Raw genomic sequence first — 23264 nt, 5'->3', positions numbered from 1 at the left:
GGCCTCGTAGGTTTCCTTTGTAAACCGCAGCCCGCCATGGGGATGCCCGCTCTGCCGCTGGTTCTGACGCTGATGGCGGCCGTGCCTGCTGTTCCGGCGGCGCCTGCCGCTCCGATGGCGGAGCCGGAGTTTCAACAGCTGCTGCTGGAGGGGGATCTGATCGCTCTGGAGCAGGCCTGTCGTGATGCCCTGGATTTCGGCCTCGACCAACGGCTGCAGCAGCTGCGCGACCGACTGCTCGGGCTGCATCCCACGCCCGAGACGCTGGAGTTGGTGCTGGCCAATGCCGGTGCCCTGATGACCTGCCGTTCGCCGCAGAGCGCCGGGGTGGTGCTCAACCGCTACAGCCCTGGCCAGGGAGACGAATGGCGACCCTGGCTGCTGCTGCGCTGGCAGGCGGCCTCGGCCGCGCTGGATCACCGCCAGGCGGCGCTGGCACTGCGGCGGCTGGTGAAGGGAGACCTGGCTGCTCTGGAACGCGAGACGCTTCCCGGCGGCAATGGCCTGGTGCAACTGGCTGAGCATGAAGCGGCGTCCGGACGTCCGCAGGCGGCGGTGGATGTGCTGCTCAGCGGCAGCAGCACAGGTGTGGCCGGAGCACGGCGGCTGGCCCGCGCAGCGGAGTTGCTGGCGGAAACGGAGTCGCTGGATGAGGAGGCCAGCCAGGCCGACCAGCTGCTGGAGCAGGCGATCGAACTGGCCGCCACGGAGGAGGCCTGGAGCCTGGCGGTGGAGCTGCTGCAGTTGCAACTGAGGCTGCAGCTGGCGGGTGGTGGGGATGGAGCCCGTCCCCGTCAGCGGCTGGAACAGCTGACGGCACGGTTGGATGACCACGAGGGCTATTGGCGCCGCCAGAGCGGTGGTCATGCTGCGGTAGGAGACACCAGCGATGCCCCCGCGCCATGACCCCTGATCACGGAGATCTGCTCTATGAGGGCAAGGCGAAGCGGGTGTATGCGGCCTCCCAGCCGGACCGGGTGCTGGTGGAGTTCAAGAACGATGCCACCGCCTTCAATGCTCAGAAGCGGGCCCAGCTTGCGGACAAGGGCCGACTGAACTGTCAGATTTCAGCCCGGCTGTTCGAGCGACTGGAAGCCGAAGGCATCCCCACCCATTACCTGGGTCTGGCCTCAGAGACCTGGATGGTGGTGCAGCGGGTCGCGATCATTCCGCTGGAGGTGGTGCTGCGCAACATCGCCACCGGCTCCCTCTGCCGTGAGACCCCGATCGCCGAGGGCACGGTGATCGATCCAGCCCTGCTCGACCTCTACTACAAGGACGATGGCCTCGGGGATCCGTTGCTCAGCGAAGCCCGGGTGCGACTGCTGGGGGTGGTTGAACCCGAGCAACTGTCAGCGATCGAACAACTCGCGCGCCGTGTGAACGATGTGCTCCAGCCGTTTTTCGCCGATTTGGATCTGCAGCTGGTGGACTTCAAGCTGGAGCTGGGCTTCAACGCTGCGGGTCAGCTGCTGCTGGCGGATGAGATCAGCCCTGACACCTGCCGGCTCTGGGACCGACGCAGCAGCGATGCCCAGGACCGCATCCTCGACAAGGATCGATTCCGACAGGACCTCGGCGGTGTGATGGAGGCCTACGGGGAGGTCCTCAAACGGGTCCAAGCCTCCTGCGCCGACCCCCGCAACTGCATGTAAGTTCGGCGGACGTTTTTGTGGCTCCAGCCCGGAACCCGCCTCGATGATCCGACGCCTCCCCCGCCACTCCTCGGTTTCCGTCCGGAAGGGTGTGGTGGGATTGGCCCTGTTGCTGCCGCTGCTGTCGGCCCCTCTGCAGGCCCAGGAGACTCCGGTAGAGGAGTCCGTGCCTGTCGCCGAGGATCCCGTCACCTCCGTGGAGGTTGAAGAGACGACGGTGATCGAGGAGCCACGGGTGCTGATCTCCGAGGTGCTGATCGTCGGCCTCAGCGAGCATCCGGAGGAAGAACGCCTGCAGGTGGAGGCCTACGAGGCGATGCAGGTGCGTCCCGGACGTCGCGTCACCCGCGCTGAACTGCAGCGCGACCTGAATGCGGTGCAGGCGACGGGCTGGTTCTCCGATGTTCGAATCACCCCGGAGAACAGCCCTCTGGGTGTTCGGGTGGTCGTGCAGGTGGAGCCCTTCCCCACCCTCAGCAGCGTGGTGCTGTCGCCCGACTTCGAGGGCCTGCCGGAGTCGCAGATCGAGGACACCTTCGGGGCCGATTACGGCCGCACGCTGAACCTCAACGATCTGCAGAAGCGGATGAAGGAGCTCCAGAAATGGTTCTCCGATCAGGGCTACTCCCTGGCCCGTATCTCCGGTCCGGAGCGGGTGAGTCCCGAAGGCGAAGTGACCCTGAAGCTCACCCAGGGTGAGGTGGCCGGCATCGAGGTGGAGTTCGTCAACAAGGAAGGCGAAACCACCGACGAGAACGGCAACCCGATCGGCGGCAAGACCAAGGACTGGGTGGTCACGCGGGAGATCTCGATCAAGCCGGGAGACCCCTTCAACCGCAACCTGCTGGAGAAGGACATCAAGCGCCTCTACGGCACCCAGCTGTTCAGTGACATCAAGGTGTCTCTGCGTCCTGTGCCAGAGCAGCCCGGCGACGTCGTCATCGTGCTCGGCATTGTCGAGCAGTCCACCGGCCAGGTCTCCGGCGGTCTCGGCTACAGCCAGAGCCAGGGCGTGTTCGGTCAGGTGCAGCTGCAGGACACCAACCTGCTGGGCCGAGCCTGGAATCTGGGCCTGAATGTCACCTACGGCCAGTACGGGGCACTGGCCAACGTCAACTTCACCGACCCCTGGATCTACGGCGACAGCCACCGCACCTCCTTCCGCGGCTCACTGTTCATCAGTCAGCAGGTGCCCCAGGTGTTCCAGAGCGAGGACAGCGGCAACATCCGCACCGTTGACGGTTACGCCGATAACGGAAACAAGTACGCGTACAACATCAACCAGGACAACAATCCGGCGGACGACACGTTCAACTCGGTCAACAAGGCTGAGAAGGAGTTCCCCGACCGCAGCTGGTTCGATTACGAAGGTGATGCGGTCGCCCTGCGGCGGATCGGCGGCAGCTTCTCCTTCAGCCGTCCGCTGAACGGTGGAGATCCCTTCAAGTCGACCCCATGGCGTGCCCTGGCCGGACTGTCCATCGCCAATGTGCGGCCGATCAATTTCGCCGGAGAGTCCCGCCCTTACGGCGTTTCGACCAGCAACTTCAAGAACGGAAAGGTCAAGAACAAGGACATCATCTGCGTTGGTTTCAACTGCGCTGATTCCAATGATCTGGTGGGCCTGCGCCTGGCTACCACCTACAACAACCTCAACGACGCCCGCAATCCAACCGAGGGCAGCTTCTTCACCCTCAGCACCGAACAGTTCATCGGTGTCAATGAAGACTCCCCCACCTTCAACCGGCTTCGGGGCAGCTACACCCGCTTCTTCCCGGTGAACTGGCTGAAGCTGCACAAGGGTTGCCGTCCCAAGCCCGGTGAGCAGGCCGACTGCCCGCAGGCGATCGGTTTCCAGGTGAAGGGGGGCAAGATCCTTGGTGAAGCGCCCGCCTACGAAGCCTTCTGCATGGGCGGATCGAACTCGATCCGTGGTTGGTACGACTGTGATCTGGCCGTCTCCAAAGCCTTCGGGGAAGTCACCCTCGAGTACCGCTTCCCGATCATCAGCATCTTCCAGGGTGAGGTGTTCGTGGACGCCGGCACCGACTTCGACACCCAGAGCAGCGTTCCCGGCAAGCCCGGACTGCTGCTGGGCAAGGACGGTTCGGGTGTTTCGGTGGGCACGGGCGTGATCGTCAAGACACCGGTGGGCCCCCTGCGGATGGAGGTGGCCAGCAAGGACTTCACCGGCGACTGGCGTTTCAATCTCGGAGTCGGCTGGAAGTTCTAGTGACCAACTGGCCGCAGGACTACACGGGAGCCTGGACCCTCGCTGCTGAGACCGGTCGTTCAGGCATCGGTCTGCACAGCGGCGGAGACAGCGTCGTGGAGCTGCGTCCCAGTGAACGGCCTGGATTCCATCTGAGTGTGGACGGCGATGAGCCGATCCGTCTGCGTCCGGATCAGGTGCTCGACAGTCCGCTGTGCACCACCCTGGTGCTCGGCGAGCGGCGTGTGGCCACGGTTGAGCACCTGCTGGCGGCCCTGGCCGGCTGCGGCCTCAGCCATGTGGAGATCCGCGTGAACGGCGAGGAGGTGCCGCTGCTGGATGGTTCAGCTCTGAACTGGGTGGAGGCGATCGCCGAAGCCGGCCTGCAACCCGCGGCCACCCCACGCCCGGCTGCCCCGACTCTCGACGCCCCTCTTGTGCGCCATCGCGGCAGCAGCGTGATCACGGCCACGCCGGCGGAGCGGTTCAGCCTCGTGGGCATGATCGACTTTCCTCAACCCGCCATCGGCCGGCAGCAACTGGCGATCGAGCTGACGCCGCAACGCTTCGTGGAGGAGATCGCCCCGGCCCGCACCTTCGGCTTCCGAGACCAGGTGGAGCAGCTGCGGGCTGCTGGCCTGATTCAGGGTGGGGCCCTCGACAATGCCCTCGTCTGCGATGGCGATCACTGGCTGAATCCACCGCTGCGGTTCGAGGATGAACCGGTGCGCCATAAGCTCTTGGACCTGATCGGCGATCTGGCCCTGGTGGGCTTCCCACAGGCACAGGTGCTGGTCTACCGGGGCTCTCACGGGCTCCATACCGAGCTCGCCGCTGCCCTGTGACTGATTCCCCCACCTCCGCCGTCGTGCTCAGCAGTGAGCAGATCGCCGGGCTGCTGCCGCACCGTTACCCCTTTGCACTGGTGGATCGGGTGATCGCCCATGAACCGGGTGTTTCAGCGACGGCGATCAAGAACGTGACGCTCAATGAGCCGCAGTTTCAGGGGCATTTCCCAGAGCGGCCCCTGATGCCGGGGGTGCTGATCGTTGAGGCGATGGCTCAGGTGGGTGGGTTGATCGTCACCCAGATGCCCGATCTGCCCAAGGGCCTGTTCGTGTTCGCCGGCATTGACGGGGTACGCTTCCGCCGCCCTGTGGTGCCTGGCGATCAGCTGTTGATTCACTGCGAACTTCTCAGCCTCAAACGCAAGCGCTTCGGCAAGGTGAAGGCCGAGGCGACGGTGGAGGGTGAACGGGTCTGCGCCGGTGAGCTGATGTTCTCCCTGGTGGACTGAGAGAGATGAACGAAACCCGGTCGGTGCAGATTCATCCCCAGGCAGTGGTCGATCCCAAGGCGGAGCTGGCCAGTGGCGTGGTGATCGGACCCGGTGCGGTGGTGGGACCGGACGTGCAGATCGGCGCGAACTGCTGGATCGGTCCGAATGTGGTGCTGGAGGGTCGGCTGACCCTCGGCCGCGACAACCGCATCTTCCCCGGGGCCTGCCTCGGCCAGGAGCCGCAGGACCTCAAGTATCGCGGTGCCCCCACCGAGGTGGTGATCGGAGACGGCAACACGATCCGCGAGTGCGTCACGATCAACCGCGCCACCGATGAAGGGGAATGCACCCGCATTGGTGATCGCAACCTGCTGATGGCCTACTGCCATCTCGGGCACAACTGCGAGCTGGGCAACAGCATCGTGATGTCCAACGCCATCCAGGTGGCCGGGCACGTGATCATCGAAGACCGGGCGGTGATCGGCGGCTGCCTCGGCATCCATCAGTTCGTGCACATCGGCGGGATGGCGATGGTGGGTGGCATGACCCGGGTTGATCGCGATGTGCCGCCGTACTGCCTGGTGGAGGGGCACCCCGGCAGGGTGCGGGGGCTCAACAAGGTGGGTCTGCGCCGCAGAGGACTGGCTGATCTTCACGACGGTCAGGAATTCCGGCAGCTGCAGGAGATCTGGACCCTGATCTACCGATCGGACCTGGTGATCGCCGAGGGGCTGAAGCAGGCCCGGACCCACACCCTGTTGCCTGCCGCGGAGCATCTCTGCAGCTTCCTGGAAGCGTCGATCGGTCGAGGTCGTCGGGGACCGATGCCCGCCCTGACAACGCGCTGATGGTGCGACTGCTGATCAGCACCGGAGAGGTTTCCGGTGATCTGCAGGGCAGCCTGCTCATCGCTGCGCTGAAGCGGGAGGCCGAGCGGCGGGGCCTGCCCCTGGAGCTGCTGGCCCTGGGGGGATCGCGGATGCAGGCCGCCGGAGCGGAGCTGCTGGCGGACACGGCGCCGATGGGTGCGATCGGGCTGTGGGAGGCCGTGCCCCTGATCCTGCCGACCCTGCAGCTGCAGGCCCGGGTGGACCGCTTGCTGCAGGATCGCCCGCTCGATGCTGTGGTGCTGATCGACTACGTGGGCGCCAACGTGCGCCTGGGTCGCAAGCTGCGGCATCAGCATCCTGACCTGCCCATCATTTATTACATCGCCCCGCAGGAGTGGGCCTGGCGCTTCGGTGACGGCAGCACCACCGAGCTGCTGGGTTTCACCGATCGCATCCTCTCGATCTTTCCGGCGGAGGCGGAGTTCTATGCGGCCCGCGGCGCCGAGGTCACCTGGGTGGGCCATCCGCTGCTGGACAGTGTCACCAACCTGCCAAGTCGCTTCGAGGCCCGCCAGCGGCTCGGGCTGGATCCGAAGGGGTCGGTTCTGCTGCTGCTGCCCGCCTCCCGGCCCCAGGAACTGCGCTATCTGATGCCGCACCTGGCCCGGGCGGCGGCGCTGCTGCAACAGCGTGATCCCTCGCTTCAGGTGTTGGTGCCGGCAGGACTGGACCGCTTCGAGCAGCCCTTGGCCGAGGCCCTGGAGCAGGCGGGAGTGCGCCGCGGTCGGGTGATCGCGGCTAAGGAGGCGGACGCTCTGAAGACGACCCTCGGAGCGGCAGCGGATCTGGCTCTGGGCAAATCCGGAACGGTGAATCTGGAACTGGCCCTGATGGGGGTTCCTCAGGTGGTGGGTTACCGCGTCAGCCGCATGACGGCGTTCGTGGCCCGGCACCTGCTGCGCTTCCAGGTGGACCACATCTCCCCGGTGAATCTGCTGCTGAAGGAGCGGCTGGTGCCGGAGCTGCTTCAGGACGAACTCAGTGCCGAAGCCCTGGTGGCCCAGGCGCTGCCCCTGCTGGAGGGCGGGGCTGAGCGCCAGCGGATGCTGGATGGCTATCAACGGCTGCGCACCACGCTGGGCCAGCCGGGCGTCACGGACCGGGCGGCGCGGGCGATCCTGGATCAGGTGAGCGAATGAAACGGATGCTGGCGTTGGTTCTTGTGCTGCTGCTGGCGATCGCGCCGTCGGCAGCTGTGGCGGCGGAGATCGAGACCGCGGTGCTGGCCGGTGGCTGCTTCTGGTGCCTGGAGCACGATCTTGAGCATCTGCCGGGGGTGGTGGAGGCCACCAGCGGTTACAGCGGTGGCCACGTGGACCAACCGACCTACCGCCAGGTGAGCAGCGAAACCACAGGCCATCAGGAGGTGGTAGAGGTGCGTTTTGATCCGGCCAGGATCAGCTACAGCACCTTGCTGCGCAGTTACTGGCGCAACGTGGATCCGCTGGACGGGGGCGGTCAGTTCTGCGATCGCGGCGATTCCTACCGGCCGGTGATTTTCACCGCCGATGCGGCACAGGCTCAGGAGGCCGAAGCCAGTGCCCAGGCCGCAGCGCGGGAACTGGGGCAGCCCCGATCGGCCCTGAAGGTGGAGCTGCGTGACGCAGCCCGCTTCTGGCCTGGGGAGGGCTACCACCAGAACTACGCCGAAAACAATGCGTTGAAGTACAACTTCTATCGCCTCAGCTGCGGCCGGGACCGTCGCCTGGATGCGGTGTGGAACAGCGCGGCCCGGAGTGGAGTTCCGTGGCGATCGCAACGGAATTCCGAATGAAATCCTTAAGAAGCCGATCATCAACCTGAGAAAAAGATTAAGAGACCGGCGGCGGTCGTTTCAGGAAGTTCTCAGTGAACAGAAGGGTTCTGGGGGGGTTGTGTCATCATCCGGCATGCGTACCATCTGTATCGAGATGGGGGGAAGATGTATGTATCTGCTGACCATTAAGGATGGTTTGGGGACTCGCCATATCGGTCCCTACCCGTCACCGAAGCACGCGTCCGACGATCTCGAGCGCGTGCTTCAGACATGTTCCGAGCGTGCCCGTTGGCAGATTCACGCGCTGGAGACCCCCGAGCGGGCCGGCAAAGCCTCCCGCTTCCATGCCATCGCATCCTGAGCGGTAGGGCGCTGACGTCCGATCAGGAGGAGCGCTGCCGGCCTGGAAAACCCCGACTCATGCCGCTGTCGATCATCAGGCCGATGCCGGCGTTGATGCAGATCAGGCTGAGGGTGCCCGTCCAGAACCAGGGGCCACCGTCCTGCCCCAGCAGCTGAACGACCCGGCGGCTGACCGCCTCCCCGAACAGGCAGAGGCCGACAGGGAGCAGCAGCACGCCGATCTGGGCCTTGAGGTACCAGCGGGTGGGGGAGCTGCTCATCGATCAGGCGGCTTGCTGACAGACCCAGTTGACCAACGTGCGCACCCCATAGCCGGTGGCGCCGGCCGGATCGAGTCCACGGCCCTTGTCACTCCACACCGGACCAGCGATGTCGATGTGGGCCCAGGCGGTGCCGCTGGCCACGAATTCCTGCAGGAACAGGGCAGCGGTGATCGACCCTCCCGGACGGGGACCGGTGTTCTTGGTGTCGGCCAGCAGCGATTTGAGCCCGTCCTTGTAGGACTTGCGCAGCGGCATGCGCCAGAGGCCTTCCCCAGCCGTGCCGGCAGCGGTGTCAAGCGCTGTCGCCAGATCATCGTCGTTGCTCCACAGGCCCGCCATCTCATCGCCCAAGGCGATCACGCAGGCGCCGGTGAGGGTGGCCAGGTCCACCACGGCATCGGGCTGCTGCTCGCAGGCGTAGAGCAGGGCATCGGCCAGGGTGAGGCGCCCCTCGGCATCGGTGTTGTTGATCTCGATCGTGGTGCCGTCAGCCGCGGTGACGATGTCGCCCGGATGCACCGCCGAGCCGTTCACCATGTTTTCGCAGGAGGCCACGATCATGTGCACCTCCACGCCCTCGGGCTTGCGTTCAGCGATGCTGCGCATCGCGCCCAGCACGGCGGCGCTGCCACCCATGTCGAACTTCATCATGTCGATCTGGGCCGCCCCCACTTTGAGGTTGTACCCACCGGAATCGAAGGTGAGCCCCTTGCCCACCAGGGCCAGCCGGCGTTTCACCTCACCGGCGGGCCGGTAGATCAGATGCAGGAATTTGGGGGGCAGATCGGAGCCCTGACTCACCGCCAGGAAGGCACCCATGCCGCGGGCTTCGCAGTCGGCCCGCTCCAGCACGGTGAGTTCGAGCCCGTAGTCACGGGCCAGTTCCGCTGCGGTGTCCGCCAGGGCGGCCGGGGTGACCACATTCGGGGGGGCAGCCACCAGCTGACGGGCCAGATCCACCCCGGCGCAGTTGGCCGCCACCGGTGTCAGCCCCGAGGCGGCTTGCTCCGGCAGACCGAGCAATTCGAGGGCTTCCGGCACACGGCGTGGTTCCGGGTCCTTGCGAAAGCGCTGATCCTTGTAGCTGGCGAGCAGCACAGCTTCGGCGGTGGCCTGCGCGACCGCTTCCGCCTCCAGATCCCCCCAGGGCAGCAGCAGGCCGAGGCTGCCGCTGCAGCCGATGGAGGCCTTGGCCGCCCGGGCTGCCGCTGCTCGCAGACCATCGAGGCTGAGGGCGGCGGCTTCTCCCAGTCCGAGCACGATCAGTCGGCTCGGGCCGCTTTCCTGCAGGGGATGCAGCACCACCTGATCGGAGGGCTTGGCCTGGAACGCCTGCTGCTCCAGCACCGCTTCCAGCCCTGGAAAGCGTTCACTCAGTTCGGCGCGATGCGGTTCCGACTCCTCCTTCAGCAGACCCACCACAAGCACATCTCCGTCCCAGTTCTTCAGGCCGGAGGAAGAGAGGGAGAGCCGCATCAATCGCCCGCTGCACAAAGATTGATCGTAGCGATCCCCTTTATGCCGGTACCGTTTCAACAGGTGGGCTGCTGATGTGATCGCCAATGTGGCCTTGCTCGCCCTTGCGGCGCTGATCGGGGTGACGCCGCTGGTGTGGGTGATCCTCTACCCCCCGGGACCCTGACAGCGGCGATTGAGAGCGTCGATGATCAACGCCACGGCATTGGGCTGGGCCTGCACCTGAAAGGCCTCTTCCTCGAGCACCACCTGACTCTGGGCGTAGTGATGCGTCAGCAGGTAGCGAATTCTGCTTTCCACGGCCGGTGCTGCCGAGAGGGTCAGCCCGAGGGGTCGCAGCTGGCCGCTGGGACAGCTCTGGGCGGCATGAACAGCTTCATGAAGCAGCACCGCCCGGGCGACGCCGAGTTCAGTCGCCAGCGGTGAGATCAGCAGCAGTTTGCGTGCGGCGATGAACTGCCCGTAGGCCGTCCGGTTCGGGGGATGGCGCTGTTCGATGCGGAAGCCGTGCCGTTGCAGGGTCTGCAGCAGCGCGTCGATCGTCGCGGCATGGGCGATCGCGTGAAACGGCAGCAGCAGCAGGCCCGTGAGCGGGATCAGGGCCCGCATCAGGCGATCACAGCGGCGCATTCGTTCAGACCTCTGCGGTGAAGGGGGTGCTCCAGCGCTGGCGGGTCTCCTTGTTGAACGGGGGAAGCCAGCGCTGGATCAGTTGCTGCTCGAGGGCGCGACGGGCCCGGGTGCTGCGGGGCACATCGCTGCTGAATCGGATGCTGAGGCAGGGGCTGAGCGAACAGCGCTGGAGAGCTTCGCCGTAGGCGGCCAGGTAGGCCTTGCAGTCGTGCTCCCCCTTCCAGCGGCGATCGGCGGCCATCGTTTCGCCCACGTAAAGCAGGAGCGGCTGCTCAAGGTTGGCGGGACGGTCGAGCACCAGATAGATCGCAGCCCCCTGATGGGGGCTGACCGGCCAGCGCCAGAAACTCAGCGGCAGCGGTGTGAGGGCCAGCGGATCGAAGGCGGCGGCGTTGTCTGCGGGGGCGTCCGGGAACAGGCTCACCTGCCCGGCCGCTGCCGGCTCCCCACGGAACAGGGGGGCCTGATGGGCGTGCAACTGCTGCTGCCAGCGCAGCAGTTGATCCTGCTGAAGAGGCAGATCCGGATCGGGGCCAGAACCGCCGAGGGCGGTGGTGGCAAACAGATCCCCCTGCATCAGTTGAGGGGCAGGGAGGGGCCGGATCGGCGCGCCGTGAAGCAAACCCGTCCGATCAGGGCTTCCACAGCGCTGGCGGGAAGGCAGAGGCGCTCCTGCAGATCGGCCAGATCGCGGAAACCGGCGCGGCGGCGCTCCCGCAGCAGGCCCTGCAGACGTTGCTCGGGCCAGTGGAGGCTGTGAAGTTCCTCGGTTGATGCGTTGTTCAGATCCAGTGGGGCGGCTGCGGGCTGGGGCGGAGCGTCGCCATGCCAGCGGAAGATCAGGTGGGGCTCCCAGAGCCTGCGCAGCTCATCGGGAAGTTCGAGCAGCTGAAACAGATCGGCTGCGGCGCTGAACTGAACGCCGCCCCGCTGCAGACGCACCAGGAGATCGGCGGTGTCCTCAGGGCAGCCAGGCAGCTGACGCCACTCCTCGCGGCTGGCCCGGTTCACATCCATGGTCCAGGCCGGAGCAGGAGGCGGGGCCGCAGGCGGCTTGGCGGGCAACTGACCGGTGGCCTGCAGCACCTTCCTCGCCAGTGGATCCAACCAGTGGCTGCGGGGCATCGGGCCGTTCGGACTCGAGACGTGCGCCGACCTTAACCAGCGCCCATGCGGTCGTCACCGCTGCAGAGCCTCCACCAGCGCCGAGCATCCGCCCTGGTCGGCGATGTAGGCGTTCATCAGATCGCTGAAGCCAGCGGTGTTCTTGACCGCGTCACTGGCCTGAGGACTGATCTGTTGCTGAGCCAGGAACCCATCGGCGATGGACTGGGCTTTCTCCGGTTTCATCGTGCCGGTCTTGATCAGGCAGTGGGCATTGCCCTGGGCGACGGCGACGGAGATGGTGGTGGCATCCGGCTGCTGGGCCCTGACGGAAGCGCCCGCCAGCCCGGCGATGGCCAGGGCGGTCAGCAGACCGATGGCTGTGAACCGAAAAGCTGTGCAGCGCATCAGGAGCTCCAGCGGGGCATCGGGGTGGGCAGGTCCACCAGATCATTGCGGAAGGCGATCAGCACCGCCTGGGTGCGATCGCGGGCGTCGAGCTTGCGCAGCACCGCACTCACCACATGCTTCACCGTGTCGATCGCGAGGTGCAGCTGCTCGGCGATCTCCTGGTTGGTGAGGCCGCGGCAGAGACCGCGCAGCACATCCTCTTCGCGCACACTCAGCTGATCGGAGAGGGGGCTTGGGGTGCCGCGGCTGAGGCGGCTGTGGCGCAGCACGCCGCTGATGGTGGGATCGATCACCATGCCGTCGCTTTCCATCGCCTGCACACTGCGCAGCAGATGGCCGTTGCCCACCAGTTCGCGGCTGCAGAGTCCGTTGCAGCCCGCGGCGATCGCCGCCTCGATCGTGCTGAGCAACGGGCGTTGAATCAGCATCAGGCAGTGCAGCTCCGGCTGGAGGGTCTTGGCGGCTGCGACCAGCGATGGCCCGCTGCCGCTCTCGAGCAGATCGCTGCAGATCAGCAGATCGGCCTGGCTGCTGTCGAGGCAGGCGAGGGCGTCCTGTTCGCTGGTGGTGGCCCCCACCAGCGGGCCGATGTCATCAAACAGATGCACCAGACCGGCGATCAGCACCCGATCAGCGCTGGCGATCACCGTGCGCCGTCGACGCAGGACAGGGCGACTGCGGTGAAGGTGCTCACGCATGAGCGGCAGCTGGCCGGTGAGATTCACAACGTGGGGCGATCCGCACTTTCTGCAACCTGCCCATGGAGTGAAACCGAACTGCCACGGACTGCCGGAAGTCTGCAGAATTCTCCTCTAAAGAATGAAATCTGCGGGGATGGCTTTCTTCGATTCCGACATCGTCCAGGACGAGGCCAAGCGGCTGTTCGGCGATTACCAGCAGCTGATGCAGCTGGGCAGTGATTACGGCAAGTTCGATCGCGAGGGCAAGAAGAAGTTCATCGACACCATGGAGGAGTTGATGGAGCGCTACCGGGTGTTCATGAAGCGCTTTGAGTTGTCGGAGGATTTCCAGGCGAAGCTCACCGTGGAGCAGCTGCGCACGCAGCTGAGCCAGTTCGGCATCACCCCCGAGCAGATGTTCGAGCAGATGCACACCACGCTGGAGCGGATGAAGGCTCAGATCGAATTGCCGCCCTCCAGCTGAAATAGCCCCAGCTGAGGCCAGCGGCGCAGCACCCGTACGATCGCCAGCGCACGCCCTCAGCGCCCCATGCCGGAGTCCACCCCGTCCCTGCCGAGCTGGCTGGCGCGCGGCATGGCCGATCTGTTCCCGGCGGGGGATCCCAAGGATGCCGACCAGGCCCTGGAGGCCAGGCTCGCCGCAGCCGAGCGCGAGGGTCGGCCGCTGCGGGTGAAGCTGGGCATCGACCCCACCGGCAGCAACATCCATCTGGGGCACAGCATTCTGTTCCGCAAACTGCGGGCGTTTCAGGACGCAGGCCATACGGCGGTGCTGATCATCGGTGACTTCACCGCCCGCATCGGCGATCCCACCGGTAAGAGCAACACCCGGGTGCAGCTGAGCAAGGCGGATGTGGCCGCCAACGCCTCCACCTATCTGCGTCAGCTGGGGCAGGACCAGCCCAAGGAAACGGCGCTGCTCGATTTCGAGACCCCCGGACGCCTTGAGGTGCGATACAACAGCGAATGGCTGGAGGGGATGGATCTGCCGGCGGTGATTGGACTGCTGGGCACCGGAACGGTGGGGCAGATGCTGGCCAAGGACGATTTCTCCAAGCGTTACGGCAGCGGTACGCCGATCGCCCTGCATGAATTCCTTTATCCGCTGCTGCAGGGCTACGACTCGGTGGCTGTGAATGCTGATGTGGAGCTGGGGGGCACCGATCAGAAGTTCAACGTGGCCATGGGCCGCGATCTGCAGCGCCATTTCGGCAAGGGAACCCAGTTCGGGCTGCTGCTGCCGATCCTGGTGGGTCTGGACGGGGTGCAGAAGATGAGCAAGAGCCTCGGCAACACGGTGGGTCTGGAGGAGGATCCTCTGTCGATGTACTCCAAGCTCGAGAAAGTCGGCGATGCGGCGATCAACGACTACGTGACGTTGCTGACGGATCTGGATCTGGCGACGTTGCCGGAGAATCCGCGCGAGAAGCAGAAGGCGATGGCCCTGGCGGTCACCGCCAGCCGCCATGGGTTGGCCGTGGCCGAGAAAGCCCAGACCGATGCCGCCACCCTTGTGGGGGGAGCTGCTGACGCGGCGGCGGAGGTGCCGGAGGCGTCGCTGGCGGAGGTGAATTTCCCGGCCAAGGCCTTCTACCTGCTCAGTGCCGTAGGCATCTGTGCCAGCAGCAGCGACGCGCGGCGTCAGATCAAGGGTGGTGCCGTGCGGCTGGGGGGAGAGAAGATCACCGATCCCAACCAGGAGTTCACCGCCGCAGCGGACCTGGAGGGCAAGGTGCTGCAGCTGGGCAAGAAGACGTTCCGTCGCCTGGTGGGCTGAGGATCAGGCTGCGCGTGCGCGCTGCAGGGTCTTGCGGGGGAGCTCTCCGAACATCAGGCGGTAATCGCGGGCGAAGTGGTTCGGGCTCTTGAAGCCATGCAGTCCGGCGATGATGCCAACGGAGGCTTGGCCGTTGAGGTGGGTGCGGCGGCGCGGATCGCGCAGGGTCTGATGCACCTCGTGCAGTCGGATCTGCTTGAGCAGGGTCGTCGGGCCGACGCCGAAGGTTTCACGACAGGCCTGAACGATCGACGAACGTGAGGCGAACAGGGTGCTGGTGAGCTGATCGAGGCTGATCGGTGTGTCGGAATGCTCGAGGCCCCACGCCAGCAGATCGCGCATCAGGGCAGCACGGGTGGACAGCGTCACGCCTTGGCTTTGAAAGTGAGCATCGCGGCTGAAGCACTCCACCAGCAGCGCATCCAGCAGTTCCGGGGGCGGCGGCTCCTGGTTGGGATCCAGCAGGTTCATCAGCCGCTGGAACTGCTCCGGCAGCAGGGTGAGCGAGTTGTTGCTGTTGATCGTGTCCGGCAGGCGGCTGGCGGAGTCCAGTGCGATCAGTTTGAGGAATCGCTCCAGGCCCATCATCAGGATGGTCATCTCGGCCCCTGCCGAGATCTTGAAGAAGCTTTCGGTGATCGAGGGCGTGAAGCCGTGAATGCTGAACGGGATAACGGGTTCGCCGCGGATGGCGTGATCGCTCAGATGGTTGGTGCGTTCGAGGGCGATGCAGGTGATGGAACTGGGTCTGGCCCCCAACACCGTGATGATCTGGTTGGTGCTGAGCTGCAGCACGGCGATGTCGCTGCGGCGCTGCAGCGACACGGTGCCCAACAGAGGCCCCCTGCTGATCTGGGCCACCTGCCAGTGAATGCCGAATCGCTTGACGATGTCGACCAGTTCGCCTGCGGAGCGAAAGCTGAATCGTTGTTGTGGATTCACCTGCTCCGGCTTTCAACACTCGGACTTTATTCATTCCTTAAGGAATGGATTGATGCGTGTCATGGAAGTGTCATCGGCCCTTTGCCAGGATCAAGGCAAGGGCTGAGGTGCGGTGGATGGACCTGCGTTGTCGCTGATGGGGGGCTCTGGCGATCCCGCTGATCGGATCATCGTGGCCCTCGATGGCATGGACCCGGACCAGGCCCTGGCCTTTGCGGCTCAGGTGGAGGGGTTGCGCTGGGTGAAGGTGGGCCTGGAGCTGTTCGTGCAGGCGGGGCCTGAGGTGGTGGCCCGGTTGCGCGAGCAGGGGTTGCGGGTGTTTCTGGATCTCAAATTTCACGACATCCCGGCCACGATGGCCGGGGCCTGCCGGCGGGCGGCGGCGCTGGGGGCGGAGCTGATCACCGTGCATGCCTGCGCCGGCAGCGAAGCGCTCAAGGCAGCCCAGGCCGCGGCGATGGAAGGTGCGCAACGTGCCGGTCAACCCTCCCCCACTCTGCTGGCGGTGACGGTGCTCACCAGCTGGCAGGAGCAGCGACTGCAACGGGAACTCGCCATTGCTCAGGGCATCGGCGAACGGGTGCCGGCGTTGGCGCAGCTATCGGCGAATGCCGGCATCGGCGGCTGTGTGTGTTCACCGCTAGAGGCCGCGGCGCTGCGGGCCCAGCACCCCGTGCCGTTTGCCTTGGTGACGCCGGGGATACGCCCCAAAGGAGCGGCGGTGGGCGACCAGGCCCGGGTGATGGGGCCGGCGGAGGCGATGGCTGCTGGGGCGAGCCAGCTGGTGATCGGGCGGCCGATCACCAGGGCGGATGATCCCAGCGCTGCGTTTGCCGCCTGCTGCGCTGAACTCAGAACCGGAAGTTGAGTCCGCCCTGCACCTGCCAGGAGGTGCCGCGATCACCACCCCAGAGCACCACTCCGCTGCGGGCGTAGACGCCCATGGAGGTGTCGGTGAAGTTGAAGGTGGTGTAGTCGAGGCCGAGTTCGATCAGGGCGCCGTGATCGGCATCGCCGTTGATGCTGATGCGGTCACTGTCACCGGATTCCAGGAAGGTCACCTTCTGGCTGTCGCCGCTGCGGCCCCAGTCGGCGACCCAGCCCAGCCGCAGGGATGGCATGAACAGGGAGGCCTGGCCATCGCGGATGGGATGGGTGAATGTCACGGTCAGTTCGGACCCGAACTGGTCGAGTTCCATGGCGTGGAACTGGAGCCGCTCGTCGCGGTCAGCGCCGTGTTCGCTGAAGCGATCGAGGCTGGTGTTGGTGTAACTGAGCTGGGCCTGGGGTTCGATGATCCAGTCGCCGGAATCAAACGGTGCGCCGAGGCTGAGCACACCGGTCCAGGAGTTGCCGCTGCGGTCACCGCGGGCGCGGTCGCCGTTGATGGAGCGGCTGTGTTCACCGTCGAAACCACCGGCGCTGAGCATGCCGCGCAGGTAGAAATTGTCGGTCCAGTACTCGGCATAACCGCCACCACCCCAGCCGTCGGCATCCCAGCTGCCGCGGGAGCCGTCGTTGCCATTCATCACGGCATAGGTGCCGAACAGGCCGATGCGGGTGGAGCGGCTGAGGGGGATGTCAAAGCCAAGTTGGGCACCACCGTTGCTGAAGTCGGCGTAACGCCCGCGGCTGGCGCCAACGGAGTCTTCTCCGCCGAAGCCGCGCACCCAAACGTTGAAGCCGGGCTCATTGCTGCTGCCGGAGAGCAGGGCGGTGTTGGGTTCGAGGATCTCGAGGTAGCGCACACCGTTGAAGATCACGACGGGAGCGTCGTTGAAATCAACCGTGGGGTTCTGACTCTGGGCGAGGTAGTCGTTGCGCAGCTTTTGCTCGAGATAGGCCTCGGCGGTGGCCTGATCGAGGGCATCGCTCTTCAACCACAGCGGCCGGATCGGCTCCACAGGCGCCGGGGTGGGTTCCGGCGTGGGTTCTGGAGTTGGTTCTGGAGTGGGCTCAGGCTCGGGCTCGGGTTCTGGCTCCGGGGTTTCCTCGTACTGGCGGTAGGGCGGTGGAGGCGGGAACTGTGTGCAGGCCCCAAAGCACGGGGGAACGATGACGGGTGGCGGCCCTGAGGGATCGACGGGGGGGGCTGGCGGATCGTCAGGATCCGATGTCGGCAGACACACCTCCGCCCCGAAGGGATCCGTGATGCAGGTCTCGGCAAGAGCGCTCTCCGCTTGGGTCACCGTGAGCGCCAGCAGGATGGCGCCGCTGGTGGGCAGCAGCGACAGACAGCGCAGTAAACGATCGGGAACCCGCATCAACTGAGAAGTACCTTTCTGATTTTGAGGATCTTTGACGGGGTTGGTGCGTTGGTTGAACCGATTGTGTGATTGGCTATTGCATAACCCAAGGCTTGATGATCAATGAATTGACCATTGTTGGCGGTTGAGTGGTCGTATCGACAGCTGAAAAGCTCGTCCAGACAAGGCTTTCCAAGCCAAATGTTTGATAAACGATTAGTGCCTCTTGGGTCGTTGTCAAGTTAATTTCCTGGAAGATGCTCGATCTGTACTAAACGGGTTGTGTGTTGATGTAAAGCCGTAATCAATTGGTTGGTGTTGTTGGGATTGGATGAAATGCCATGGCTCTATTGCTATCAAAAGCAAGACACAGTGAAGTCTTGTGATGGTTGCTCTGCAGCGCGCCGTGTTGGCAACGCATCAGCTGCTGGTGGGCGACAGCCATTGCCCGCAGATTGCAGGGCTGCTGCAGGGAGCCAAGCCGCCGCTGCTGGCGATCAGAGCTGCCGCTGACGATCCCCTGGCAGCGATCAGCCGGGGGCTTCAGGAACAGCAGGAGGCTGGGAACCCCGTGCGGACCCTGCACCTGATCGCCCACGGCCGGCCGGGGGCTTTTCGGATTGGCGATACCTGGATTGATGCTGAGGCGTTGAAGGCCCACGCCGCCGAGTTGGCGCGTTGGGGAGTGGAGACGATTGCCCTGTGGAGTTGCCATGTCGGCGCCGACGCCGATTTTGTGGCGTTGCTGGCGGAACTCAGCGGTGCGCAGGTGCAGGCCAGTGCCGATTGGCTGGGGCGTGATGGCGATGGCAATGAGCAGCTGCAGTTGGGGGCGTGGTCTCTGGCGGATGTCAGCGATGCATCGGCATGGCCGCCAGCGTTCCGTTTGGCCACTGCTGCCTACGACGAGATCACGACAGAGCTGTTGCGTCAGCGCCTGAGCTCACGGCCGGATGACCTGCTGCTGTTGGATGTGCGGCCTCTGGAGACCTCCGCAGCGGATGCGATTGACGGGGCCGTACGCATCCCCTGGCCAACGATCGAGAGCGGTGAAGCGCTGGAGCAGGTGCGTGCCTTGGCTGCTGGCAAGGATGTGCATGTGATCTGCCAATCGGGTGGTTGGTCAGCGGCATCCAGCCAGTTTCTGGTGGATCAAGGCATTGAGGTCACCAACGTGGCCGGTGGCATGAATGCCTGGTCGTTGGATCAGGCCGATGTGCAAGCTGCTTCTGATAGCTCGTTTTCTGGTGCAGAAAAATCGGATTCAATAACAGGAAATTGGAACGGTTTAGACCCTAAGGATTTGACCCCTGGCATTTATTTTACGGCTGACAACGGGTCTCACGTTTATCTAAATGGAGAGCAGCTTGGTTATACTTGGAATTGGATTAATGGCTTTTTTATACCTCTTGACAACGCTGTCTTAAGCCCCGGCAAGAATGTTATTGCTATTGCTGGCTGGGACAGCGAAGAAATTGCTGGCATCAATGGTCTTTTTAAGTTTTCGGATACAGTAAGTTTTGGTACATCAGGCCTTGATGGTGAAGGTAAAGGTGAAGGTTGGAAGGTTTGGAATGCGGAGAATAAGGACTTAGTGGATGTCGGGGAGACCAATAGCTGCATCGGTGATCGATCAAAAGATGGAGACCCTAAAAATGCCTGTACGGGGCTTCAGTCCTATGAAAGAAAGTTTGACGATAATAGTGGCGAGCATATAGGAGATTTTGAACACCCTTTCTTTCCTGAAAACGAAGACGATCTAATAAAACAGTATTATTTAGCAAATGAAAACAAATTTCCCAACATTCCCACGGATCCTGCGGATCCTGAACTGCATTGGACTGATATTGATTTTGACGATACGGGATGGGAAAAACCAGGATCGAGCGTAAGATCTGATAGTGATAATAAACTTTATGGTCCGGGTCCTTGGAAAGGTACCACTCCAGACCCTACCTGGCTCTGGTACGGAACAAGGTCGGGTACGTTCAATAACAAAAATGAGAACGATAGCGATAAGGACGAAACAAACCCTTGGACCAAATATAATTTATCTCTCTTCAGGTTTAGTTTTAATTCTCTTTTTGCGATAACCGGAACAGGGATGTGCGAAGAGGAAGCCGATTTTGGAAGTACGTCGCAGGTCGTGAAGGCAGGTTTTACGATTGAGTTTGATGGGCCACTAGGCAGCGATAAGACGTTCGATTATGAGCTGACTGGTGATGCAGGTGATGTTGAATTTGGAATTCCGGATGGGGGGGTATATGCGTTTGACGCAGATGGTCCTGTTAACGGTGTCGAACTGATTACAGGTCCGACGTATGACCCGGATACGAACACCTACAGCGGTCAATTGAAGGTTGATAAAGGCGTTGAGAGTGTGGTGTTGGGAGCAAGATGGGAGAAGAAGAGTGGAGATCTGACTGGACAAGAGAGCGTCACGCTGACCTTCGCTGAGGGGAATGGACAAGAGGGCGGAGTGATTACGACTGATACGAAGACGGTGGTTTTAGATGAAAATGGTAATGGAGATTTTAAGGAGAATTGCCCACCCAAGGATCTTGGATTTTCGATAACAGGGGAAGGATTCTGCGCGAAGGAAGATTTAAGTGGAGCGCAGATTGCGGAGGCTGGATTTGGGATCGAGTTTGCGGAGGAATTGGAGAGCGATGAAATATTTAGCTTTACGTTGGTTGGAGATGGGCCAGGAGGAGATTTTGATCTGTTGCAGCAGGGTTTGAAGGCGGAGGCTGCGGACGGGGCCCCAGTGGTGCCGGGCGTGGAGTTGATTGAAGGTTCAGTGGCGGGGAATGGATCGAGTTATTCGGGTCAGATCAAGATCAATCAGGGAGTGAAGCGAGTCGAGCTGGGAGCGAGCTGGCGATCGAACAGTGGCCTGACTGGCAAAGAAGAGGTGACGCTGTCGCTGACACGATCGGAGGGATTGTCAGGAGAGGTGACGACAAAGAGCGGGACGGCGACGTTGGATCACGATGGTGATGGTGAGTTTATTGACGAGAATTGTCCGCCGGATGAGGCGTTGCCGGAGCTGAATTTTGATGTTGAAGGTAGTGGATTCTGTGCGACGGACTTTGGTAATCAGATTGCAGAAGCGGCATTCACGATCACGTTTGATGGCGATGATGGATTAACGAGCGCGGGGCGATTGCGTTATGTGCTGACGGGAGATGGAGCAGGAGGAGATTTTGATGTCTTGCAGAAGGGACTGGTGGCGTATGACGCGTCTGGTGTGGTTGTTGAGGGCGGGGTTACGCCAGATGGCGTGCCTTCCTATGACGCAGAAAGTAATACATATGAAGGAACGATTGTTGTTGCCGCTGACGTGAAGCGTATTGAGCTTGGAGCGAGCTGGAAGAAGAGTAATGGTGAATTAACGGGAGAAGAGAGTGTGTCGCTGACGGTGATTCAGGACAACGGGTTGAGCACGGTGAGCAAGACAGGTGTTGCGAGGTTGGATGCGGATGGTGATGGTGAGTTTATTGACGAGAATTGTCCGCCGGATGAGGCGTTGCCGGAGCTGAATTTTGATGTTGAAGGTAGTGGATTCTGTGCGACGGACTTTGGTAATCAGATTGCAGAAGCGGCATTCACGATCACGTTTGATGGCGATGATGGATTAACGAGCGCGGGGCGATTGCGTTATGTGCTGACGGGAGATGGAGCAGGAGGAGATTTTGATGTCTTGCAGAAGGGACTGGTGGCGTATGACGCGTCTGGTGTGGTTGTTGAGGGCGGGGTTACGCCAGATGGCGTGCCTTCCTATGACGCAGAAAGTAATACATATGAAGGAACGATTGTTGTTGCCGCTGACGTGAAGCGTATTGAGCTTGGAGCGAGCTGGAAGAAGAGTAATGGTGAATTAACGGGAGAAGAGAGTGTGTCGCTGACGGTGATTCAGGACAACGGGTTGAGCACGGTGAGCAAGACAGTTGTTGCGAGGTTGGATGAGGACGATTGTTTGCCACCACCACCACCACCACCACCACCGCCGCCACCGCCACCGCCACCGCCGCCACTGGAGAATCCCGAGTTGTCGGTTGAGGGGTTCTGTGCGGTTGAGGATGGAGACACCCTCAGCGATAAGGACGCCACCTTCAGCTTTGTGGTGACGGTGTCTCCGGGCTACAGCGAGCCCACCACGCTCGACTACGCGTTCAGTTCCAACAAGTCTCTTGAGGGATACACCGTGAATTCGGCTGTCATTCGTGACAGCAGTGATGCGACTGTTCTCACCCCTGGCCAGTCGCAGGGCAGCTTCGAGTTGGCGGCGGGTGTGGAGCGCTTCCAGGTGGATGTCACGGTCACGGCCGATGAGGCGCTGACGGGCGATGAACGGCTCACGCTCACCGTTGCTGATCAGGAGCTGACCTCAGCAACTGGCAGTGCCAGCCTTGCCGATGAGGCTTGTCTGCCTCCGCCCTCTCCTGAAGATGAGTGCCCCAATCCGGGCGGACGCCTCTATCTGTTGATGGATCAGTCCACCTCGATGCTGGGCACCGATCCCTCCACCGAGAAAGCGGATGTGAAAAACCGCCTGGAAGCTCAGAACCGGGTGGCCTTCCATTCCTTTGTTCGTGCTGCCACGGAGGCCGGTTGGGGGTTCCGCCTCAAAGGCGAAACCGACAAGCAAAACTTCGGGCCGCAGACCACGGCCAACATCATCAACAACTCAACAAATGATCTGGCTTCTGCGCTTGCGAACTATGAGTTGATCGACAACCCCACCGACGACTGTGAGGCCAGTGCCTTCACGGTGCACCTGATCAAGTTCGGCTATGTGGTGGATCACGGCGTCCGCACCTTCACCCCCGGTGATCCCGTGGATGGTTCGGTGATTGCCGATTCCATCCTGCTCACCACCACGCCGGATCAGATCTACGGCAACAGCATTGAGGGCAACAGCACCTGGGATGAACGAAAGCTCCCAGATCCGGATCGCTTTGATTTCTTCCGCGGCGACGACACCCTCAGCTCCAATCTCTACTCTGGTACCGAGATGCTGGGAGCTCTCAAAGGTCTGCAGAAACTGCTCAAGAAGCAGCGCAAGCAAGGCCTCACGGATGCGGATGATTTCACCTACGTCGCCATGGCCACCGATGGCCGGCCGGAGCGGCGCAGTTGGTGGGACAACCGCAACTGGGAGATGAGTGATGACGACGTGACTGGCGAGCCGATCCCCCTGCCGAAATCACTCGGCGGCACGAAGATCAGCTCCTCTGGACTCAACTACGACGCCGAGGGCAATCCTGTGTTCGTGCTCGACAACAAGGGCAAGGACGTCTGGAGCAAGACCCAGAAGAAGCTCAACAAGGCCCTCAACAAGCTGGCCAAAGGAGTGGATGATCCCTACGAGCAGCTGCAGGTGCGAGCCATCGGTATGGGCGATGGCTCGCGCAACGTCGATTTCCCGAGGATCTACGAGGATCTGTACGGCGACAAGACGTTTGATCCCAGCAAGGGCAACTGGTCGTACGCCTACGAAACCAGTTTCGGCTTGCCGGACTTCCTCGGTTGATCGCTTGAGGCAGCAGGAGG

The 23264-nt window shown here is 62.9% G+C and carries 22 protein-coding genes; 13 read left to right on the top strand and 9 right to left on the bottom strand.

The features are described 5' to 3' along the window. Window positions 1–36 precede the first annotated feature (36 nt). From KR49_RS05395 to KR49_RS05355, 9 genes are all read left to right on the top strand, one after another. A complete protein-coding gene (locus KR49_RS05395) occupies window positions 37–906 on the top strand; it encodes a hypothetical protein (protein ID WP_043692571.1) in 870 nt (289 codons plus the stop codon). Continuing rightward, window positions 903–1655 carry a phosphoribosylaminoimidazolesuccinocarboxamide synthase gene (purC, locus tag KR49_RS05390; RefSeq protein WP_043692569.1) on the top strand — a complete coding sequence of 251 codons (753 nt, stop codon included), beginning with the start codon at window positions 903–905 and terminating at the stop codon, window positions 1653–1655. The genes KR49_RS05395 and purC overlap by 4 nt, the downstream gene beginning before the upstream one ends. Before the next feature lie 43 nt (window positions 1656–1698). Next, the gene (locus KR49_RS05385; RefSeq protein WP_043692566.1) at window positions 1699–3888 is read left to right on the top strand and encodes a BamA/TamA family outer membrane protein; all 2190 of its coding nucleotides are present in this window, start codon (window positions 1699–1701) and stop codon (window positions 3886–3888) included. Then, a complete protein-coding gene (gene lpxC, locus KR49_RS05380; protein ID WP_043692563.1) occupies window positions 3888–4712 on the top strand; it encodes a UDP-3-O-acyl-N-acetylglucosamine deacetylase in 825 nt (274 codons plus the stop codon). The genes KR49_RS05385 and lpxC overlap by 1 nt, the downstream gene beginning before the upstream one ends. Continuing rightward, a complete protein-coding gene (gene fabZ / locus KR49_RS05375) occupies window positions 4709–5164 on the top strand; it encodes a 3-hydroxyacyl-ACP dehydratase FabZ (protein WP_043692560.1) in 456 nt (151 codons plus the stop codon). The genes lpxC and fabZ overlap by 4 nt, the downstream gene beginning before the upstream one ends. Window positions 5165–5169: 5 nt before the next feature. Then, on the top strand, window positions 5170–5994 hold the full coding sequence (gene lpxA, locus KR49_RS05370) for an acyl-ACP--UDP-N-acetylglucosamine O-acyltransferase (protein WP_043692557.1): 825 nt from the start codon (window positions 5170–5172) through the stop codon (window positions 5992–5994). Next, on the top strand, window positions 5994–7175 hold the full coding sequence (gene lpxB / locus KR49_RS05365; protein WP_043692554.1) for a lipid-A-disaccharide synthase: 1182 nt from the start codon (window positions 5994–5996) through the stop codon (window positions 7173–7175). Before lpxA ends, lpxB begins: the two co-directional genes overlap by 1 nt. Further along, window positions 7172–7810, top strand: coding sequence for a peptide-methionine (S)-S-oxide reductase MsrA (msrA, locus tag KR49_RS05360; RefSeq protein ID WP_043692551.1), 639 nt, complete (start codon window positions 7172–7174; stop codon window positions 7808–7810). Before lpxB ends, msrA begins: the two co-directional genes overlap by 4 nt. Before the next feature lie 151 nt (window positions 7811–7961). Then, entirely contained in the window at window positions 7962–8153 is a 192-nt protein-coding gene (locus KR49_RS05355) for a hypothetical protein (RefSeq protein ID WP_043696880.1), read from the top strand. A gap of 22 nt (window positions 8154–8175) precedes the next feature. Here the strand turns inward: KR49_RS05355 and KR49_RS05350 are convergent, their stop codons facing one another. From KR49_RS05350 to KR49_RS05320, 7 genes are all read right to left on the bottom strand, one after another. Beyond that, a complete protein-coding gene (locus KR49_RS05350; RefSeq protein ID WP_043692549.1) occupies window positions 8176–8415 on the bottom strand; it encodes a hypothetical protein in 240 nt (79 codons plus the stop codon). Window positions 8416–8418: 3 nt separating this feature from the next. Then, the gene (locus KR49_RS05345; protein WP_043692545.1) at window positions 8419–9894 is read right to left on the bottom strand and encodes a leucyl aminopeptidase; all 1476 of its coding nucleotides are present in this window, start codon (window positions 9892–9894) and stop codon (window positions 8419–8421) included. 147 nt (window positions 9895–10041) lie between these two features. Continuing rightward, a complete protein-coding gene (locus KR49_RS05340) occupies window positions 10042–10524 on the bottom strand; it encodes a hypothetical protein (protein ID WP_052378179.1) in 483 nt (160 codons plus the stop codon). A gap of 4 nt (window positions 10525–10528) precedes the next feature. Next, the gene (locus KR49_RS05335) at window positions 10529–11104 is read right to left on the bottom strand and encodes a hypothetical protein (protein WP_043692542.1); all 576 of its coding nucleotides are present in this window, start codon (window positions 11102–11104) and stop codon (window positions 10529–10531) included. After that, window positions 11104–11652 carry a hypothetical protein gene (locus KR49_RS05330; RefSeq protein WP_043692539.1) on the bottom strand — a complete coding sequence of 183 codons (549 nt, stop codon included), beginning with the start codon at window positions 11650–11652 and terminating at the stop codon, window positions 11104–11106. Before KR49_RS05330 ends, KR49_RS05335 begins: the two co-directional genes overlap by 1 nt. Before the next feature lie 54 nt (window positions 11653–11706). Further along, window positions 11707–12039, bottom strand: coding sequence for a hypothetical protein (locus tag KR49_RS05325; protein WP_052378178.1), 333 nt, complete (start codon window positions 12037–12039; stop codon window positions 11707–11709). Continuing rightward, window positions 12039–12740 (bottom strand): response regulator transcription factor, encoded by a 702-nt coding sequence (locus KR49_RS05320; protein ID WP_043696870.1) that lies wholly within the window; start codon window positions 12738–12740, stop codon window positions 12039–12041. The genes KR49_RS05325 and KR49_RS05320 overlap by 1 nt, the downstream gene beginning before the upstream one ends. Before the next feature lie 136 nt (window positions 12741–12876). Here KR49_RS05320 and KR49_RS05315 point away from each other — a divergent pair, with 136 nt between their 5' ends. Then, window positions 12877–13206, top strand: a complete 330-nt coding sequence (locus tag KR49_RS05315) for a DUF1825 family protein (RefSeq protein ID WP_043692536.1) — start codon at window positions 12877–12879, stop codon at window positions 13204–13206. Window positions 13207–13272: 66 nt separating this feature from the next. Then, a complete protein-coding gene (gene tyrS, locus KR49_RS05310) occupies window positions 13273–14520 on the top strand; it encodes a tyrosine--tRNA ligase (RefSeq protein WP_043692532.1) in 1248 nt (415 codons plus the stop codon). Window positions 14521–14523: 3 nt separating this feature from the next. On the opposite strand, the gene KR49_RS05305 is transcribed toward tyrS, so the two are convergent. Then, window positions 14524–15462, bottom strand: coding sequence for a helix-turn-helix domain-containing protein (locus tag KR49_RS05305; protein WP_043692530.1), 939 nt, complete (start codon window positions 15460–15462; stop codon window positions 14524–14526). Between the two features lie 136 nt (window positions 15463–15598). Here KR49_RS05305 and pyrF point away from each other — a divergent pair, with 136 nt between their 5' ends. Further along, on the top strand, window positions 15599–16330 hold the full coding sequence (gene pyrF, locus KR49_RS05300) for an orotidine-5'-phosphate decarboxylase (protein ID WP_043696867.1): 732 nt from the start codon (window positions 15599–15601) through the stop codon (window positions 16328–16330). On the opposite strand, the gene KR49_RS05295 is transcribed toward pyrF, so the two are convergent. Continuing rightward, complete coding sequence (locus KR49_RS05295; protein ID WP_043692527.1) at window positions 16314–17726, bottom strand: autotransporter outer membrane beta-barrel domain-containing protein; 1413 nt, start codon at window positions 17724–17726, stop codon at window positions 16314–16316. The two genes, pyrF and KR49_RS05295, sit on opposite strands and share 17 nt — an antisense overlap. A gap of 367 nt (window positions 17727–18093) precedes the next feature. Here KR49_RS05295 and KR49_RS13250 point away from each other — a divergent pair, with 367 nt between their 5' ends. Next, on the top strand, window positions 18094–23244 hold the full coding sequence (locus tag KR49_RS13250; protein ID WP_071839672.1) for a DUF4347 domain-containing protein: 5151 nt from the start codon (window positions 18094–18096) through the stop codon (window positions 23242–23244). Window positions 23245–23264: the final 20 nt, after the last annotated feature.

Origin of the sequence: Synechococcus sp. KORDI-49, assembly GCF_000737575.1 — a bacterium.
GTDB lineage: Bacteria > Cyanobacteriota > Cyanobacteriia > PCC-6307 > Cyanobiaceae > Parasynechococcus.
This window is presented reverse-complemented; position numbering and strand designations above follow the sequence as displayed.

Bases quoted from the DNA above. Each gene is read 5' to 3' on its own strand.
- KR49_RS05295 (WP_043692527.1), bottom strand. From the start codon at position 17,726: ATGCGGGTTCCCGATCGTTTACTGCGCTGTCTGTCGCTGCTGCCCACC.
- KR49_RS05385 (WP_043692566.1), top strand. From the start codon at position 1,699: ATGATCCGACGCCTCCCCCGCCACTCCTCGGTTTCCGTCCGGAAGGGT.
- KR49_RS05395 (WP_043692571.1), top strand. From the start codon at position 37: ATGGGGATGCCCGCTCTGCCGCTGGTTCTGACGCTGATGGCGGCCGTG.
- KR49_RS05320 (WP_043696870.1), bottom strand. From the start codon at position 12,740: ATGCGTGAGCACCTTCACCGCAGTCGCCCTGTCCTGCGTCGACGGCGC.
- lpxB (WP_043692554.1), top strand. From the start codon at position 5,994: ATGGTGCGACTGCTGATCAGCACCGGAGAGGTTTCCGGTGATCTGCAG.
- tyrS (WP_043692532.1), top strand. From the start codon at position 13,273: ATGCCGGAGTCCACCCCGTCCCTGCCGAGCTGGCTGGCGCGCGGCATG.
- KR49_RS13250 (WP_071839672.1), top strand. From the start codon at position 18,094: ATGGTTGCTCTGCAGCGCGCCGTGTTGGCAACGCATCAGCTGCTGGTG.
- KR49_RS05315 (WP_043692536.1), top strand. From the start codon at position 12,877: ATGGCTTTCTTCGATTCCGACATCGTCCAGGACGAGGCCAAGCGGCTG.
- purC (WP_043692569.1), top strand. From the start codon at position 903: ATGACCCCTGATCACGGAGATCTGCTCTATGAGGGCAAGGCGAAGCGG.
- KR49_RS05335 (WP_043692542.1), bottom strand. From the start codon at position 11,104: ATGCAGGGGGATCTGTTTGCCACCACCGCCCTCGGCGGTTCTGGCCCC.
- KR49_RS05345 (WP_043692545.1), bottom strand. From the start codon at position 9,894: ATGCGGCTCTCCCTCTCTTCCTCCGGCCTGAAGAACTGGGACGGAGAT.
- pyrF (WP_043696867.1), top strand. From the start codon at position 15,599: ATGGGGGGCTCTGGCGATCCCGCTGATCGGATCATCGTGGCCCTCGAT.
- KR49_RS05350 (WP_043692549.1), bottom strand. From the start codon at position 8,415: ATGAGCAGCTCCCCCACCCGCTGGTACCTCAAGGCCCAGATCGGCGTG.
- KR49_RS05325 (WP_052378178.1), bottom strand. From the start codon at position 12,039: ATGCGCTGCACAGCTTTTCGGTTCACAGCCATCGGTCTGCTGACCGCC.
- msrA (WP_043692551.1), top strand. From the start codon at position 7,172: ATGAAACGGATGCTGGCGTTGGTTCTTGTGCTGCTGCTGGCGATCGCG.
- lpxA (WP_043692557.1), top strand. From the start codon at position 5,170: ATGAACGAAACCCGGTCGGTGCAGATTCATCCCCAGGCAGTGGTCGAT.
- KR49_RS05340 (WP_052378179.1), bottom strand. From the start codon at position 10,524: ATGCGCCGCTGTGATCGCCTGATGCGGGCCCTGATCCCGCTCACGGGC.
- KR49_RS05355 (WP_043696880.1), top strand. From the start codon at position 7,962: ATGTATCTGCTGACCATTAAGGATGGTTTGGGGACTCGCCATATCGGT.
- KR49_RS05330 (WP_043692539.1), bottom strand. From the start codon at position 11,652: ATGCCCCGCAGCCACTGGTTGGATCCACTGGCGAGGAAGGTGCTGCAG.